Annotated in this window: 15 protein-coding genes; 5 read left to right on the top strand and 10 right to left on the bottom strand. The window is 66.9% G+C overall.

Annotated elements, in window-relative coordinates:
- Positions 1-25: 25 nt before the first annotated feature.
- The 6 genes from C7R54_RS13980 to C7R54_RS13955 all read right to left on the bottom strand — a co-directional run bounded on the left by C7R54_RS13980 (position 26) and on the right by C7R54_RS13955 (position 7,008).
- A complete protein-coding gene (locus C7R54_RS13980) occupies positions 26-1,582 on the bottom strand; it encodes an ABC transporter substrate-binding protein (RefSeq protein WP_129151007.1) in 1,557 nt (518 codons plus the stop codon).
- Between the two features lie 245 nt (positions 1,583-1,827).
- Positions 1,828-2,451, bottom strand: coding sequence for a GntR family transcriptional regulator (locus tag C7R54_RS13975; RefSeq protein WP_129151006.1), 624 nt, complete (start codon positions 2,449-2,451; stop codon positions 1,828-1,830).
- 137 nt (positions 2,452-2,588) lie between these two features.
- Positions 2,589-4,301, bottom strand: coding sequence for an ABC transporter ATP-binding protein (locus C7R54_RS13970; RefSeq protein ID WP_129151085.1), 1,713 nt, complete (start codon positions 4,299-4,301; stop codon positions 2,589-2,591).
- Between the two features lie 29 nt (positions 4,302-4,330).
- Positions 4,331-5,167: an ABC transporter permease gene (locus C7R54_RS13965; RefSeq protein ID WP_129151005.1), complete on the bottom strand. Its 837-nt coding sequence runs from the start codon at positions 5,165-5,167 to the stop codon at positions 4,331-4,333.
- Positions 5,164-6,108, bottom strand: a complete 945-nt coding sequence (locus C7R54_RS13960) for an ABC transporter permease (protein WP_129151004.1) — start codon at positions 6,106-6,108, stop codon at positions 5,164-5,166. Before C7R54_RS13960 ends, C7R54_RS13965 begins: the two co-directional genes overlap by 4 nt.
- Positions 6,109-6,147: 39 nt before the next feature.
- Positions 6,148-7,008 (bottom strand): alpha/beta hydrolase, encoded by an 861-nt coding sequence (locus C7R54_RS13955; RefSeq protein ID WP_129151003.1) that lies wholly within the window; start codon positions 7,006-7,008, stop codon positions 6,148-6,150.
- 259 nt (positions 7,009-7,267) lie between these two features.
- On the opposite strand from C7R54_RS13955, the gene C7R54_RS13950 reads away from it, so the two are divergent.
- A complete protein-coding gene (locus C7R54_RS13950; RefSeq protein ID WP_129151002.1) occupies positions 7,268-8,179 on the top strand; it encodes a YihY/virulence factor BrkB family protein in 912 nt (303 codons plus the stop codon).
- Between the two features lie 61 nt (positions 8,180-8,240).
- On the opposite strand, the gene C7R54_RS13945 is transcribed toward C7R54_RS13950, so the two are convergent.
- Positions 8,241-9,329 (bottom strand): mandelate racemase/muconate lactonizing enzyme family protein, encoded by a 1,089-nt coding sequence (locus C7R54_RS13945; RefSeq protein ID WP_129151001.1) that lies wholly within the window; start codon positions 9,327-9,329, stop codon positions 8,241-8,243.
- Positions 9,330-9,522: 193 nt separating this feature from the next.
- Positions 9,523-10,386, bottom strand: a complete 864-nt coding sequence (locus tag C7R54_RS13940; protein WP_129151000.1) for a fumarylacetoacetate hydrolase family protein — start codon at positions 10,384-10,386, stop codon at positions 9,523-9,525.
- 181 nt (positions 10,387-10,567) lie between these two features.
- Here C7R54_RS13940 and C7R54_RS13935 point away from each other — a divergent pair, with 181 nt between their 5' ends.
- The 4 genes from C7R54_RS13935 to C7R54_RS13920 all read left to right on the top strand — a co-directional run bounded on the left by C7R54_RS13935 (position 10,568) and on the right by C7R54_RS13920 (position 14,497).
- Positions 10,568-10,969: a diacylglycerol kinase gene (locus tag C7R54_RS13935; protein WP_129150999.1), complete on the top strand. Its 402-nt coding sequence runs from the start codon at positions 10,568-10,570 to the stop codon at positions 10,967-10,969.
- A gap of 78 nt (positions 10,970-11,047) precedes the next feature.
- Positions 11,048-12,367: an NAD(P)/FAD-dependent oxidoreductase gene (locus C7R54_RS13930; RefSeq protein ID WP_129150998.1), complete on the top strand. Its 1,320-nt coding sequence runs from the start codon at positions 11,048-11,050 to the stop codon at positions 12,365-12,367.
- A gap of 65 nt (positions 12,368-12,432) precedes the next feature.
- Positions 12,433-13,251, top strand: a complete 819-nt coding sequence (gene pyrF / locus C7R54_RS13925) for an orotidine-5'-phosphate decarboxylase (RefSeq protein WP_129150997.1) — start codon at positions 12,433-12,435, stop codon at positions 13,249-13,251.
- 262 nt (positions 13,252-13,513) lie between these two features.
- Positions 13,514-14,497 carry a bifunctional helix-turn-helix transcriptional regulator/GNAT family N-acetyltransferase gene (locus tag C7R54_RS13920; protein WP_129150996.1) on the top strand — a complete coding sequence of 328 codons (984 nt, stop codon included), beginning with the start codon at positions 13,514-13,516 and terminating at the stop codon, positions 14,495-14,497.
- Positions 14,498-14,628: 131 nt separating this feature from the next.
- Here the strand turns inward: C7R54_RS13920 and C7R54_RS13915 are convergent, their stop codons facing one another.
- Together C7R54_RS13915 and C7R54_RS13910 are read right to left on the bottom strand one after the other, a co-directional pair.
- On the bottom strand, positions 14,629-15,168 hold the full coding sequence (locus C7R54_RS13915; protein ID WP_240039515.1) for a CinA family protein: 540 nt from the start codon (positions 15,166-15,168) through the stop codon (positions 14,629-14,631).
- Positions 15,165-15,671, bottom strand: a complete 507-nt coding sequence (locus C7R54_RS13910; protein WP_129151084.1) for a phosphatidylglycerophosphatase A family protein — start codon at positions 15,669-15,671, stop codon at positions 15,165-15,167. Before C7R54_RS13910 ends, C7R54_RS13915 begins: the two co-directional genes overlap by 4 nt.
- Positions 15,672-15,703: the final 32 nt, after the last annotated feature.

The raw sequence follows: 15,703 nt of genomic DNA, 5'->3' as shown, positions 1-15,703 counted from the left end.
GCCATCGCCTCGGCCAACACATCCGCTATTTTTCGACGACCTTCGTGCCCCAAGCCTGCGGCTTGCCTTCCCACACGCCGAAACCTTGCAGGCGCTTGCTCACTCCCCACGGCTGGTTGCCGTTGGACAGCAGGATCAGCGGCACCTCGTCCAGCATCCTGGTATGCAACTGGTCGAAGAGAGCCTGGCGCCTGGCGTCGTCCAGTTCGGAAAAGCTTTCGTCGATCAGCTTCAGCGCCTCCGGATCCTCCCATACCTTGCGGGGCTGCTTGTCCTTGTCGCCGGAAAACTGCTCATAGCTCAAGGCCGGGTCCAGCCGGGACGAATAGCTGAAGGAGCTCATCTGGTACTTGCCCGTGTTGTAGCGGTCCAGCTGCGTGGCCCACTCCAGCACTTCGATCTGCGCATTGATGCCCACCGCCTGCATCATCGCCTGCGCCATCACCGCCACCTGATAGCTCGGCACATGCGCGCGCTTGTTGGCATAGATGACGATCTTCTCGCCCTTGTAGCCCGACTCCTTCAACAGTTTCTGCGCCAGCGCGGGGTCGTATTTCCAGCCCTTCTTCTGGGTCGCGTCATAGAAGGCCGAGCCCGCCGCCACCGCGGAATTGTTCACCACGCCCAGGTTCTCCGTGGCGGCCTGCACGATCTGCGGGATATCCAGCGAGGCCGCGATCGCCTGGCGCAGCTTGACGTTCTTGAGCACCGGATCGCGCGTCTGGAACAGCAGCGTGTGCTTGGCCGAATCACGCGCCACCAGCACGGTCACGCGGGCGTTGTTCTTCAGGTCGGCCACGTCCGTATACGGCACCTGGCCGGCGTCGATGGCGCCCGACAGCAGCCCGGTCTTCACGGTGGAGGCATCCGGCACGACCAGGAACTTGACCTCGTCGACCAGGGGCTGTTTCTTGCCCACATAACCGTCCTGCTTGTCGCCGGGCGGCGACGCGTAGTCCTTGAAGGCCTTCAGCAGCACATATTCGCCGCGCTTCCACTCGTCGAACATGAAGGGACCGGTGCCGACGGGCTTGTCCCAGCTGCCATCCGGCTTGACCGAGTCCTTGCTCAAGATGGCCGTCATGCCGCAGTCGGTACGCGCCAGCGTATCCAGGAAGACCGCCGACTTGTGGTTCAGCTTGAACACGACAGTCGCCGCGTCGGGCGCGCTGACGTCCTCCACTTTCAGGCCGTTGCGGCCATCGAATTCGCTGCGGCAGCGCCAGTCGGTCTTGGGATCCATATAGCGATGCCAGCTCCACAGGACATCGGCCGACGTCATGGGCGCGCCATTGTGGAACTTGACGCCCTGGCGCAGCTTGAAGGTGTAGGCCAAACCGTCGGGCGAGACGTCGACCGATTGCGCCAGCAGCGGCCCCACGCTGCCGTTTTCGCGATAGCCCACCAGGCCCTCGACGATATTCAGGACCACGCCGTCGGTCGTGTCGTCGCGATTGACGCCGGGATTGGTGGAGCGGATGTCCGCGGGCTCGGAGATAACGAAGGACGACGCCTGCGCGGTGGCGCTGCCCGCCAGAAGGGCAAGGAACAACGCCGCGTGGGCAGCCGGACGGTTTTTCATGGACGGGGCTCCTCGATGCCTGTGACGGCGCCGCGCGTCCCGGGCGCGGGCGCCGGGTTCACGCGCCTAATATTGGCGCCAATTTAGGCATTATGAGTAGGACGACCCAGGTCGTCACCCCGGACTTTCCCTGAAAATAGGGCGGACAGGGCAGCACCGTCTTCGAGACCGGATAGCATCATTGGCCCGGATGCCGCCCAACGTGGGCGCCGACGCGGCTGCCTACGCGGCCAGCGCGCCGGGGATCAGGGCATGACCTGGCGCACGTGCTGGCGAATGATGCGCTCCAGGCGGCCCACGTCGCGCGCCGCCAGCGCCTCCACGATCTCGAAATGCTCCGCGACGGATTTCTCGATGCGCGCGCGGGTCATCCACTGCGTGGCGGGCGCCGCCACCGCGCGGCCGCGCATGTCGTGGATGAGCGCCACCAGCTCGCGATTGCCGCACATGTCGTAGAGGGTGGCATGGAATTCCAGGTTGACCTCGTATTGTTCCAGCAGCGTGCCGTCCAGCAGCAGGCTGGCGAAGCGCTCCGCCAGGACCCGCATGCGCGCCACCTTGGCGTCGGTGACGTTGGGCATCAGGTCGGCGGCGGCGCCAACCTCCAACAGCACGCGGATGTCGCGGATGTGGTTCTGCTGGTCGACGTCGGCCGCATGCACGTGATAGCCCCGGTTGGGGACGTGCTGGATGACGCGGCGCTGCGTCAGGTGATCCAGCGCGCGCCGGACTTCCAGGCGCTTGGCGCCGTAGCGTTCTTGCAGGTCTATCTGCTTGAGCCAGGCGCCGGTGCCGAAGACGCCGGACTGAATATCCCGGGCCAGCCTGTCGGCCAGGGATATTTCGACGCCGGAGTTCGATTTACGCATGGAGTGAAAGGACGATGATGGAAGAATGCCGGGATTTTATCGTCCCGGCGCCCCGGGCCGGCCGCGCCGCCTTGCCTTGCTTACGTCGCCGCGTTACGCCACTGCGGTCGCTGCGTTACGCCGCTGCAGTCACCGCGTTACGTCGCTGCAGTCACCGTGTTCACCGCGACCGCCGCGGCCACCGGCGCTACGACTCCGGCGGCCGGCTCGTCGAAGCGCCATTTCAAGCGGACGCCGCCGCCCTCGGTCGACTCCAGCGCGGGAATGGCCGACAGCAGCCTGCGGGTGTAGTCCTGCGCCGGCGCGTCGAAGATCTGGTCCCGAGTGCCCTGCTCGACGATGGCGCCGTCCTGCATGACGATGACGCGGTCAGCCACCTGCTCCACCACGCCCAGGTCATGGCTGATGAAGAGGCAGCAAAAGCCGTGGCGTCGCTGCAGGTCCGCGAACAATTCCAATACCTGCGCCCGCACCGTCACGTCCAGCGCGGAGACGGGTTCGTCGGCGATGACGAAGGTGGGCCGGCGCACCACGGCGCGGGCGATGGCCACGCGCTGGCGCTGGCCACCGGACAGCTCATGGGGATAGCGGGCCGCGTACTCGTCGCCCAGGCCGACCTCGCCCAGCACCTCGGCCACGCGCTTGTGCTTGTCGGCCGCGCTCATGTCACGCAGCAGGCGCAGGCCTTCGCCCACCAGCTGGCCCACGGTCATGCGCGGGTCCAGCGAGGAATAAGGATCCTGGAACACCATCTGGCAGTTCAGCCGGTAGTCGCGCCAGCCGGGATCCTGCCGTCCGACAGGTTGTCCGCGGAAAAGGATCTGTCCAGACGTCGGCCGCAGCAGGCCCGCGATGGCGCGGCCCAAGGTGGTCTTGCCCGATCCGGAACCGCCCACCACCGCCACCACCTCGCGCGGCAGCACATCCAGGTCCAGTCCCTTCAGGGCGCGCTTGGCCTCGGTGCGGGCGAACAGGCGCCGGTGGCCGGGATAGTCGATGACCAGGTCGCGCACCCGCACCACGGGCGTTTCGCGGGGGACGGGACGGGCCGGCAGGCGTCGCGGCATCGCCTCGAGCAGCTTGCGGGTATAGGGATGCTGGGGACGGGCAAGCAATTCCGCGGTGGCGCCGTGCTCGACCACTTCGCCCTGGCGCATGACGACGACCTTTTCCGTGTAGCGCGCCACCATGGGCAGGTCGTGGCTGATCATCAACACGGCGGTGCCATGTTCGCGCGTCAGGCCCACCATCAGTTCCAGCACGTCGCGCTGCACCACCGCGTCCAGCGCGGTGGTCGGCTCGTCGGCGATCAGCAGCGCCGGCGCCAGCAGCATCACCGACGCCAACATCATGCGCTGGCGCATGCCGCCGGAGAACTCGTGCGGCCAGGCGTCCAGCGCGGCCCGCGGATCGCGCAGGCCCACGCGCGCCAGCATGTCCAGGATGCGTTCGCGCCGGGCGGCCGCACCCAGATCCCGGCGGTGCAGGGCCAGGCCTTCGTCCAGCTGCCGGCCGATGGTCATGGACGGATTGAGCGAGGTCATCGGCTCCTGGAACACCATGCCCACGCGCGCGCCGCGCAACTTGCGCAGTTCGGCCGGTGGCACGCGTGCGATATCGCGCCCTTCGAACTCGATGCGGCCCGCGGCCCGTACCAATGGCGGCGGCGTCAGGCCCATCACGGCGCGCGCGGCCTGCGTCTTGCCGCTGCCGGACTCGCCGACGATGCCGACCATTTCTCCCGGCGCGACGTCGAAGGAGACATCGCGAACGATCTCGCGACCTCCCTGCCCGATGGTCAGGGTCAGGCCCGCCACGCGCAGGAGCGGGGCGGGCGCCGTATCGGACATGGCGGCGTCGTACTGGGTGTGGGTCGATGTCATGCCGCCGCTCGCATCCGGGGATCCAGGCGGTCGCGCACGGCGTCGCCCAACAGGTTGATGCCCAGCAGCGTCAACGCAATGCACAGCCCGGGCAGGATGGACAGCCAGGTGGCCTGCGACATGAAGGGACGCGCGGCCGCCAGCATATTGCCCCAGGTCGGCGCCGGCGGCGGCACGCCCAGGCCCAGGAAGGACAAGGCGCTTTCCGCCAGGATGACCCAGCCGAACATCGAGGTGGCCAGCACCGTCAGCGGCGCCACGCAATTCGGCAGCACGTGACGGAACATGGTGTAGAGCTCCGAATTGCCCAGTACCCGGGAAGATTCGATGAATTCCTTTTCCCGCAGCGACAGTACCGTGCCTCGCACGATGCGCGTGACCGACGGCGTATAGGCCAGGCCCAGGGCCAGCACGATGCCATACTTGTTGGCCCCCACTACCGCCAGCAGTCCGAGCGCGAGCAGCAGGCCCGGGAACGCCAGCAGCGCGTTGTTGAACGCCATGATGATGCGGTCGGTCCAACCACGAATGAAACCCGTCAGCAGGCCGACGGCGGTGCCGGCCACCAGAGCAAAGCACACCGTCAGCAAGCTGATCCACACGCTGGCCGAGGCGCCGGCCATCAGGCGCGACAGCTCGTCGCGGCCGAATTCGTCCGTGCCCAGCAGGAAGGCCCCGCCCGGCGCCTTCAGGCGGGCGACGAAGTTGATCTTCAAGGGATCGTAGGGCGTCCAGACGGCGCCCAGCACCGCCACGATCACCACCAGTCCTATGATCAGGCCGCCGAGCAAGGCGTTGCCGGCAATACGCTTGCGCTTTTTCGGACCGCTCATTCCGCCGCCACCCTGGGATCGAAGAAGGGATAACACAGGTCGATGACGAGGTTGACCACCACGTACACCACCGCCACGAACAGCAGGCAGCCCTGGATGACCGGGTAATCGCGACCGAAGATGGCATCGACCAGCAGGCGTCCCAGGCCGGGGATGGTGAACACGGTTTCCACCACCGCGATGCCGCCCAGCAGGTTGCCCAGCACCAGGCCGATCAAGGTCCAGGTGGGACCGAACGCGTTCTTGAACGCATGCCGCATGAGCACCGCGCGTTCGGACAGTCCCTTGGCGCGCGCATGGGTAATGTAGTCCAGCCTCAGCACCTCCAGCGTGCTGGCCCGCGCCATGCGCATCAGCACGCCGATCTCATGCAGGAACAGCGTCAGGATGGGCATGACCAGGTACAGCAGCCCCGCCTTCCAGTCGGCGCTCACCGAGACATAACCCACCACCGGCAGCCATTGCAGCTTCAGGCCGAAGAACAGTAGCAGCAGCAAGCCGCCCCAGAAGGTGGGTATGGACACCAGCAGTGTGGCGGTACCCACCAGCAGCAGGTCTGGCGCGCCGTTCTGCTTCCACGCGGCGATCATGCCCGCGGGCACCGCGACCACGCTGGCGAACAGCACGGCCGCCAACACCACCTGCGCGCTGACCAGGAAGCGGTCCCAGACCAGGCCAAGCACGGGCTGGCCCGTGGTGATGGACTTGCCCAGGTCGCCATGCAGCATGTTGCTGAACCAGATGCTGAACTGAACCGGCCAGCTCTGGTCCAGTCCCAACCGGGCGCGCAGATCGGCCAGGCTGGCGGGATTGGCCAGGTCGCCCAGCATCAGTTGCGCGGGGTCGCCCGGAATCAGGCGTATCAGCACGAACACCGCCACCGCCACGATCAGCAGCGTGGGGATCGCCATTGCAATGCGAGCCAGGGCAAAACGCAGCATGCACGCTCCTCCAGATACGCGACGACGGGGACGCGGCCGTCAGGCCTCGCCGCGCCTGGCTTGCAGCGTGCGAGCCAGCCAGTCCTGCACCACGCCGACGCACTTCTGGCCGTCGTGCGGCACGTTGTCGACCAGGTCGAACGCCACCTCCACCCCTGCGGCCTCGAAGGATTTCTGCAAGGTTTTCAGGCGTTCCGGCCGTGTGCGGCCGGCGTCGTTGCAGCCCGGCATATAGTACTTGCCGCCCTCCCTATGGGTGATTTCCCAGGTTTCGAGGTCGGCCTTGCCCACCACCATGTGCACGGCGACCTTGCGCAACGCGTCCAGGTCCAGCGCCTTGCCATAGCGCTCCTGCATGCCGCGCGTGCCCACCCACCAGTCCTTGTCCGCGTCGAGCAGCGTCACCGAACCGGGCGCCCCGATAGATACCCCCCATAGCCGCTCAGGGTGCAGCAGCGCGAAGCGGTTGACGAACTGGCCGCCGCCCGAATAGCCGAACAGGGCGAAGCGGCTGAAGTCGCAGCCGAATTTCTTCTCCAGCTCGGCGACCATGTCCAGCAGCACGTGGTCGTAGCGGATGTCGCCCTCCTGCAGGTGCTTGAAGGCGTCGCGGTCTCCGTCGCCGCGCACGCCCACCGGGAACAGCGGGCACAGGATGATGCAATCGTTCCAGCGGGCGAACTCGGCGAAAGCATCGCGGTACTCGACGAAGGCGCGCCCCGTGCCGTGCACCACCACCACCAGCTCCATCGGCCGCCGGGCTTGCGCGATATGGGGCGGCACATAGGTGCAATAGGAAAAGCGGGGATCGCTGCGCGCGGCGAAGATGGTGCCGTGCCCGAGGTCGTAGAGGGCGCGGGCGTGGTCGGCGGCGGTATCGGTCAGCGGAGTTGTCGACATGGGCGATGGGATGCGGGGCGGGTCGGAGGGGCCTGGAAACGAGTTCGGCCAAATTGGCGCCAATATTATCTGCACGCCTTCCGGCCTGACAGCGGGGAAATCCCTAGTCCGTGCACGGCCCCCGCCGGCCGCTTGCGGGCATGGCGATTGCCATCTGCTTGCCGCGTCGGATCCCCCCGTCGGATTCCATCTCTCGGAAGGCCTGCCGGTACTATGGGGTTCCCGGCCCTTCGGCAGTCCTACACGATCCGCATACGCCATGTCCTATCTATCCCGCCTGCGCGACCGCCCTTCCACCCTGCTACGCCTGCTGATGGCGTCGGCACGCCAGTGGTCCGAACACCGTGCGTCCAGCAAGGGCGCCGCGCTGGCCCTCTACATGGTGTTTTCGCTGGCGCCCATGCTGATCCTGGTAATCGCCGTGGCCGGCGCCTTTTTCGGCGAGAACGCCGTGCGATCCGAACTGGTGGACCAGTTGCGCGCCCTGATGGGCGACCGTGGCGCGGAGGTCATCCAGATCGTGCTGGCCAGCGCGCATGAGTCCGGCAGCGGCGTGGTCGCCACCGTCATGTCCCTGGCTGTGCTGATCTTCAGCGCCACCACCGCCTTCGCCGAATTGAAGGAAAGCCTGGATGAATTGTGGGAAGTGCGCGGGCAGAAGAAGTCCGGCGTACAGGGCCTGGTGCGCAGCCGGCTCTTGTCCTTCGGCCTGGTGCTGGTGCTTGCGCTGTTCCTGCTGATCTCGCTGACCGTCAACGCGGGGCTGGCGGCGGCGCATCACTACTACGGCGCGCTGTGGGCCAGCTCGGCGTTCGCGACGGTGGCCGACCTGCTGTCCAGCGTCTTCTCCTTCGCCGTGGTGACCGCCCTGTTCGCCGTGATCTATAAATTGCTGCCCAACGTCACCCTGCCCTGGGGCGACGTGCTGCCGGGCGCCATCGTGACGGCGGCGCTGTTCGTGCTGGGCAAGTGGGGGATCGGCCTCTACCTGGGCAGCGGTAAGGTGGCGTCAGCCTATGGCGCGGCCGGTTCGGTGGTGGCCCTGCTGCTGTGGATCTATTACTCCGCGCAGATCTTCTTCTTCGGCGCGGTGTTCACCCGGCAATATGCGCGCCACCTGGGTTCGAAGTCGGCGGAGACCCGCGACGCGCCGGCCAAGCCCGCCGTCTAGGGCCGGCCCGTGGGCCTGGCCGCCGCTGGACCGGCGGGCCAGGCGCCGCGCACCAGGCGCCTCAGCACATTTCCCTCAGCACCGATTCCTTGAAGCGGAAACCCCAGCCGGCGCCCTCGCGCGGAAAGGCATGACCATTTTCCATATGCATGGGCGTGTCCACCAGGTCATCGATCCAGTCGTAGCTCTCGGCCGCCAGCCCCCCAGGCGTGCCGCATAGCAGCGGCACATCGTAGTCGCGGTAGAAATGCGGCATGACCTGCACATGATGGGCGGCCGCGTAGGCCGCCGACGCGCGCCAGTTCTCCACGCCGCCCAGGCGTATCAGGTCGGGCTGCCACATGTCGATGCCATTGCAGGCGACCAGCCGCTTCAATCCTTCCAGGTTGGACTCCGACTCGCCCATGGCCAGCGGCAGCCCGGTCTGGCGGCGCAAGGCGGCATAGCCGTCGTAGTCATGACGGTCCAGCGGCTGCTGGAACCACACCATGCCCAGGTTCTCGGCCTCGCGCGCGAGCATCAGGGCGTCCGAGCGCTGCAGGCCCTGATTGGCGTCCATCACGATGCGCACGCTGGGGCCGATAGCCTGCCGCGCCTTGCGCAAGCGAGCGATGTCGCGCGAGATATCGGAAGACCCCACCTTGACCTTCACCGCGCGATAGCCGCGCCGGGCATAGGCCGACACATGCTCCACCAGTTCCTGGTCGGAAAGCGACAGCCAGCCGCCCGAGCCATAGACCAGGATGCTGTCGCAATGGGTGCCGAACAGGCGATGCATGGAAACGTCCAGCGTGCGCGCCCAGGCATCCCACAGCGCGACGTTGACCACGCCCAGGGCCCAGTGCAGCAGCCCCTCGTTGCCGAAGTACGCGTGTTCGCGGGTGCAGCGCGTCCGCAGCAGGCCGGGCGCAGCGCAATCCATGCCCACCGCCATGTGCTCGATGTCGCGCAAGGCGCCGCGTATCGCCTGCGGCGAGTAGTGCAGGGCCAGCAGATAGCCCTGGCCCCGCTTGCCGTTGTACAGCTCGATTTCCGCCACCAGGAAATTGATGGCGGGAATCACGTGCGCGGCGTCGGTGATCGGCTTGTCCAGCGCGATGCCCGTTTCGTAGAAGCGCAATGCGCGGACGGCGGTGGGTGCCTTGCTCATACCTATGCTCCGGTTCGGCCTCCGGGTCTGGATGAGCCCGAGGCGTCGATTCGACTGGGAAATTGCTGTCGAGGCAATCTACCCGAGCGCGGCGCCAACGCCCCGTTCGAATTGGTTTCGTCGGTAACCTTGCGCTTCGGCAGCACCATGCGACAAGCATGTGGTCGCCCGCGCATGGCGTCGACCGCCGGCGTCAACCGTCTATCAGGTCCGGATTCCAGGCATGCACCTTCTGGCGCTGTTCGCCCAGTCCCGCGATGCCCAGGCGCATTTCGTCGCCCGGCTTCAGATAGCGCGGCGGCTTGGCGCCCATGCCCACGCCCGGCGGCGTGCCCGTGCTGATGAGATCCCCCGGGTACAAAGTCATGAAGCGGCTGACATAGCTGACGAGTTGGGCGACGCCGAAGATCATGGTGCGGGTATTGCCCGTCTGCGCACGCTGGCCGTTGAGATCCAGCCACATGTCCAGCGCCTGGGGATCCGCGACCTCGTCGGCGGTCACCAGCCAGGGGCCGACCGGCCCGAAGGTGTCGCAGCCCTTGCCCTTGTCCCAGGTGCCGCCCCGCTCGATCTGGTATTCGCGCTCCGACACATCGTTGACCACGCAATAGCCCGCCACGTGCTTGAGCGCGTCGGCCTCCGAGACATAGCGCGCGCGGGCGCCGATGACCACGCCCAGCTCGACCTCCCAATCGCCCTTGACCGCATCCTTGGGCAGCACCACCGGGTCGTTGCAGCCGACCGCCGCGCTGATGGGTTTCATGAAGATGATGGGTTCGGCCGGCAAGGCCAGGCCCGCTTCGGCGGCATGATCCGCATAATTCAACCCGATGCACACGAACTTGCCCATGCCGGCCCACGGCAGCGCGATGCGTCCCGGCTGGGTCACCACGGGCAGCGTGGCGGGATCGATCCTGGCCAGCGGCGCGAGCCCCTGCGGTGTCAGCAAGCTGGCGCCGATGTCGGTCACCACGCCGGACAGGTCGCGCACCTGGCCCGTCGCGTCCACCAGGCCGGGCTTCTCGGCGCCCTTGGCGCCATAACGCATCAACTTCATGGCAATGTCTTCCTCGAAATGGAGAATATCCGCGCCGCGCGGGATGACGCGCGCGCACTGACGCAAACTCTACCGCACTGCCGCCACCGGCGGCAGTTATGATGCGGGTCCGGCTCCGCCACCCGCAGCCGTCCGTATCGATACCCGCTGGCTCCGCCCGCGTGCCCACGACGCATTTGCCATGACGCCTACGCCTACCCCTCAGCATTCGCCTTTCAAGAGCACCGGCGGCGTGCGCCGCATCTTCAACGCCCTGCGCTATTCCCTGCAGGGCCTGAAGGCGGCGCTGCGCTACGAAGCCGCGTTCCGCCAGGAACTGGCGCTGGCCATCCTCATGATCCCGGCCGCCTTCTGGCTGGGCCGGTCCGTGGCGGAAGTCTTCCTGCTGATCTTTTCCGTCGTCATGGTGCTGGTCACCGAACTGCTCAATTCGGCGGTCGAGGCCCTGGCCGATGCGCTGTCCGTGGAAATGCACCCGCTGCTCGGTCGCGCCAAGGACCTGGGCAGCGCCGCTGTAATGTTGTTGCTGATTTTTACCGTAGTTCTCTGGGTGGCCGTCGCGGTCGGCCGCTTTGTCCTGTAGATCCCTAAAAGACGGCAGATTCGCGGAGTTTTGAAAGTTTTACTTACGAGTTAGCCGCCCCCCGTCTATACTCGCGACATGCCGCCGATCACCCGTCCCCAGCCCTCACATCGCGTCGTCATTGTCGGGGGCGGTGCTGGCGGCCTGGAGCTGGCGGCGCAATTGGGTCGAGCCCATGGCCCCGATTACGTCACCCTGGTCGACGCCCGGCCCTTCCATATCTGGAAGCCGTCGCTGCACGAGGTCGCCGCCGGGACGCTGGACATCCATCAGGAAGGCCTGTCCTATCTAGTGCTCGCCCACATGTGCGGATTCCGCTTCGTCCTGGGCAGCCTGGCCAGCGTCGACCGCGCGCAGCAGACCATCACCATCGGCACGGTGACGGACGCCAAGGGCGTTCCCGTCATCCCGCAGCGCGCCCTGCCCTATGACACGCTGGTGCTGGCCATCGGCAGCCAATCGAATTTCTTCAACACGCCGGGCGCCGCCCAGCATGCGGTGACGCTGGACTCGACGGAGAACGCGGAGCAGTTTCGCGTCACCATGCTGAAGGCCATGATCCAGGTGGACCAGGCCAAGGTCCATGATCCGACGGCGCGCCTGAACCTCGTTATCGTGGGCGGCGGCGCCACCGGCGTCGAGCTGGCGGTCGAATTGCACGAGGCCGGCCGCGTGGTCAGCGCCTACGGCCTGCCCAGTTTCGATCCGGACACCGACCTGACGATCACACTGATCGAAGGCGCCGACCGCATCCTCGCGGCCCTGCCGGAAAAGCTGTCGGCAGCCGCCCATCGCCGGCTGACCGAACTGGGCGTCAAGCTGCAAACGGGCCGCCGCGTGGCCGAGGTCACGAACAACCGCGTGAAGACAGCCGACGGCAGCGAGTTTCCCGCCCTGCTCTGCATCTGGGCGGCGGGTATCCAGGGGCCGGCCGTGCTGGAAACGCTGGACCTGCCGCTGAACCGGATCCGCCAGCTGGAAGTCAACGAACGCCTGGAAACCTCCGACGCGCGCGTGCTGGCGCTGGGCGATTGCGCGGCGGCGCCGTGGCCGGGACATGGCAACGTGCCCGCGCGGGCCCAGGCGGCGCACCAGCAGGCCGGTTACCTGGCGCGCAAGATCGGCTGTCGCATCCGGCGCCAACCGGAACCGAATACTCCCTATCTGTACCAAGACCGCGGGTCGCTGGTCTCCCTGGGCCAGGGCGCGGGCATCGGCAGCCTCATGGGCAAGCTGGCCGGACGCGGCCTCTTCGTAAGCGGTACACTGGCACGCCTGATGTACATGAGCCTGCACCTGATGCATCACCGCGCGGTGCTGGGCATCTGGCGCACCCTGTGCCTGGCGCTGGCCCGCATGCTGATGCGGCGCACGCGGGCGCGGGTCAAGCTGCACTGAACCCATTCCAGGGGCCGCTGCCCGCGGCCCCATGCCGGCCTCGCCAGCCGTTTATCGTATTGCCCATGAACTTCAAGCAAAAACTCGATCAAGCCTGGACCGCGACCAACTCCCTGCTGACGGTGGGATTGGACCCCGACCCGGGCCGCCTGCCCACCGAACTGGCCGACAAGCCCGATGCCATCTTCCAGTTCTGCCGGGACATCGTCGACGCCACCGCTCCCTACGCCTGCAGCTTCAAGCCCCAAATCGCCTACTTCGCCGCCCATCGCGCCGAAGACCAGCTGGAGGCGCTGTGCCAGCACATCCGCGACCGGCATCCGCAACTGCCCATCATTCTCGACGCCAAGCGCGGCGACATCGGCTCGACCGCCGAACAGTATGCACGCGAGGCCTTCGAACGCTACCAGGCCGATTCCGTCACGGTCAGCCCCTACATGGGACTGGACTCGGTGGAGCCTTACCTGGGCTGGAGCGACCGTGGCGTATTCGTGCTGTGCCGCACGTCCAATCCCGGCGGCTCCGACCTGCAATTCCTCAAGACCGAGAACGGCCAGCCCCTGTACCTGCACGTGGCCGGCCTGGTCGCCGACATCTGGAACCGCCAGGGCCAATGCGGCCTGGTGGTGGGCGCCACCTTCCCCAATGAGCTCGCGCTGGTGCGGGAACGCATCGGCGACGACGTGCCGCTGTTGATCCCCGGCATCGGCGCCCAAGGCGGCGACATCACCGCCACGGTCAGCAATGCCCGCAACAAGGCCGGCACCGGCATGCTGATCAACTCGTCCCGCGCCATCCTCTACGCATCGGGCGGGGAGGACTGGCGCGAGGCGGCCGCCGCCTCGGCGCGCGCCTTCCGCGACCAGATCAACGCGGTGCGTTGACGGTGCCCGCCCGCGCGGGGCATCGCGCGGGCGGCATGATGGAGGCATTCCTTCCTGCCTGGACGCCGGGGCAGGACATCAATCCCACCTGTCCAAAACGCCGGCAACGCCCGCAGCGCTTGCAACACTTGCAATACTTGCGCCCCGCAACTATATTGGTTGCGAAGCGCAAGCACTTGACCGTTTGGAGACGCCTGTCCCGACTGTCCGTGCTATCCCGTTCATCCCCTGCCCGTCCCTCCCTGCATGCGAGGTCGCTCCCATGGACATCACCGACTACCCCGCTCCTTCGCGGGACACCACCATCCTCGAACTACGGGAATTCTCGCGGCGGCTGGTGCGGGAACTCGGCTTCATGCGTACGACGCTGGCGGATAGCGACCTGGCGCCGTCCGCGGTCCATGCCGTCATCGAGATCGGGGCGGCGCCGGGCATAGGCGCGAAGGCGCTGGGAGAGATACTGCGCCTGGACAAATCCAACACCAGCCGGCAAGTGGCCCGGCTGGAGGCCGCCGGGCTGCTCACGCGCACGCCGGCCGCCAATGGCGATGCCCGCGCATACGAACTGTATTTGACCGAAGCAGGACAAAAACTGCGCCGCAAGATCGACCGGTACGCCACCGACCAGGTCTCGCATGCCTTGCGCCGCATGGTGCCGGCCGACCAGCGGGCCTTGGTCCGCTCCCTCGCCTTGTACGCGGATGCGCTGGCGCAGTCCAAGGACGATGCCAGCAAGTCCGGACATACCGCGACGGCCGGCGCCATCGTCGAAGGCTACGTGCCCGGCTGCATCGGCGATATCGCCAGCCTGCACGGACGCTTTTATGCCCGCCATTGGGGCTTCGGCGCGTACTTCGAAAAGAAGGTGGCCACGGAACTGGCGGCATTCGCGGGCGACCTGCCCGCCCAGGGCAAGGCGCTATGGCTCCATGTCGAAAATGGCCGCGTATTGGCATCCCTCGCGATGGATGGCGGCCCAAGCACCCGCATTGCCCACCTGCGCTGGTTCATCGTCGACGACAGGCTGCGTGGTACCGGCATGGGACGGCGCATGATGTCGCTTGCCATGGCTTACGCCGATACGCACTTCGACGAGACCTACCTGTGGACCTTCAAGGGCCTGGACACGGCGCGGCATCTGTATGAGTCGCACGGATTCCAGCTGACCGACGAGGCGGAGGGCACGCATTGGGGAACCCCGGTCACCGAGCAACGATTCAGCCGGCCGCGTTCCCTGCCTGCGTAAAAAGGTAAACGCCCGCCGGTAAAAAACGACCAGCGAATCTACCGACCAATCCACCGACGAAGGGACTGGCGAAGGAACCGGCGCGCAGCACCACGCGGTCATGGCCCCCCTGCCCAGGCGCCGTGCCGGACTCAGACGACGTCCAGCTCCGCCTCGCGCACGCCCAGCATTTCCAGCACGCCGCGCAAGGCGAACACCACGGAAGCGTGGCGCACCTGGGCGCGGTCGCCCTGGAACGTGTGGGTGGCCGCCAGCGTGGTGATGCCATCTCCCGCCCGCATGGCGAAGCCGAAGCAGACCAGGCCCACCGGCTTGCCCGGCGTGCCCCCTTCCGGTCCGGCGATGCCGGTGGTCGATACGGCGATGTGCGACGCGCGCGAGGCCAGCAGCACGCCATTGGCCATCTCCACCGCCACCGGCTCGCTGACCGCGCCGAAGGCATCGATGGTTTCCGTCGGCACCTGCAGGTCGACCGCCTTGGCCTCGTTGCTATAGGTCACGTACCCGCGGTCGAACCAGCGGCTGGACCCCGGCACCGACGTAATGGCGCCCGCCAGCAAGCCGCCCGTGCAGGACTCGGCCGTCCCCAACATCCAGCCGCGCCGCGCCAATTCCTTGCCCAGCCGGATAGCCAGCTCGACCGCATCCCCGCCTTCATCGCGCTTCATCATTGCAAGACTCCTAGTCGAACCAATACGGCCATGCATAGCAAGGCATAGGCCGCGGCCAGCAAATCATCCCACATCACACCGAGGCCGCCCTTCAGATGCGCATCGAAATACTTGATCGGAGGCGGCTTCACGATATCGAAGAAGCGGAACAAAAGGAATGCGACCAGTTGCGCCATCCATGTGGCCGGGCTCAGCCACAGGACCAGCCAGAAGGCCACCACCTCATCCCACACCATGCCCACGTGGTCGGGCTCGCCCAGCTCCTTGCCGACCCGGTCGCACACCCAGCAACCATAGACGAAGGCGACGGCGATGAAGATTCCCAGTGCCGTGGTGGAAACCGGGGGCTGCGCGACGCGCCACAGGAACCAGGCCATCAGCGTGCCCCAGGTGCCGGATGCCGGCCGCAACAGGCCGCTGCCGAAGCCGAAGGCGATGAAGCGGCCCGGCGCCCGGCAGATCCAGCCCAGGCTGGGATAGGTCACGCGGGCGCGCTCGCGCATGGAGGGCGAAACGGGCGGCTGCCCGGAATTGG

The organism is Achromobacter aloeverae (assembly GCF_004121055.1).
Taxonomy (GTDB): domain Bacteria; phylum Pseudomonadota; class Gammaproteobacteria; order Burkholderiales; family Burkholderiaceae_B; genus Bordetella_C; species Bordetella_C aloeverae.
This window is presented reverse-complemented; position numbering and strand designations above follow the sequence as displayed.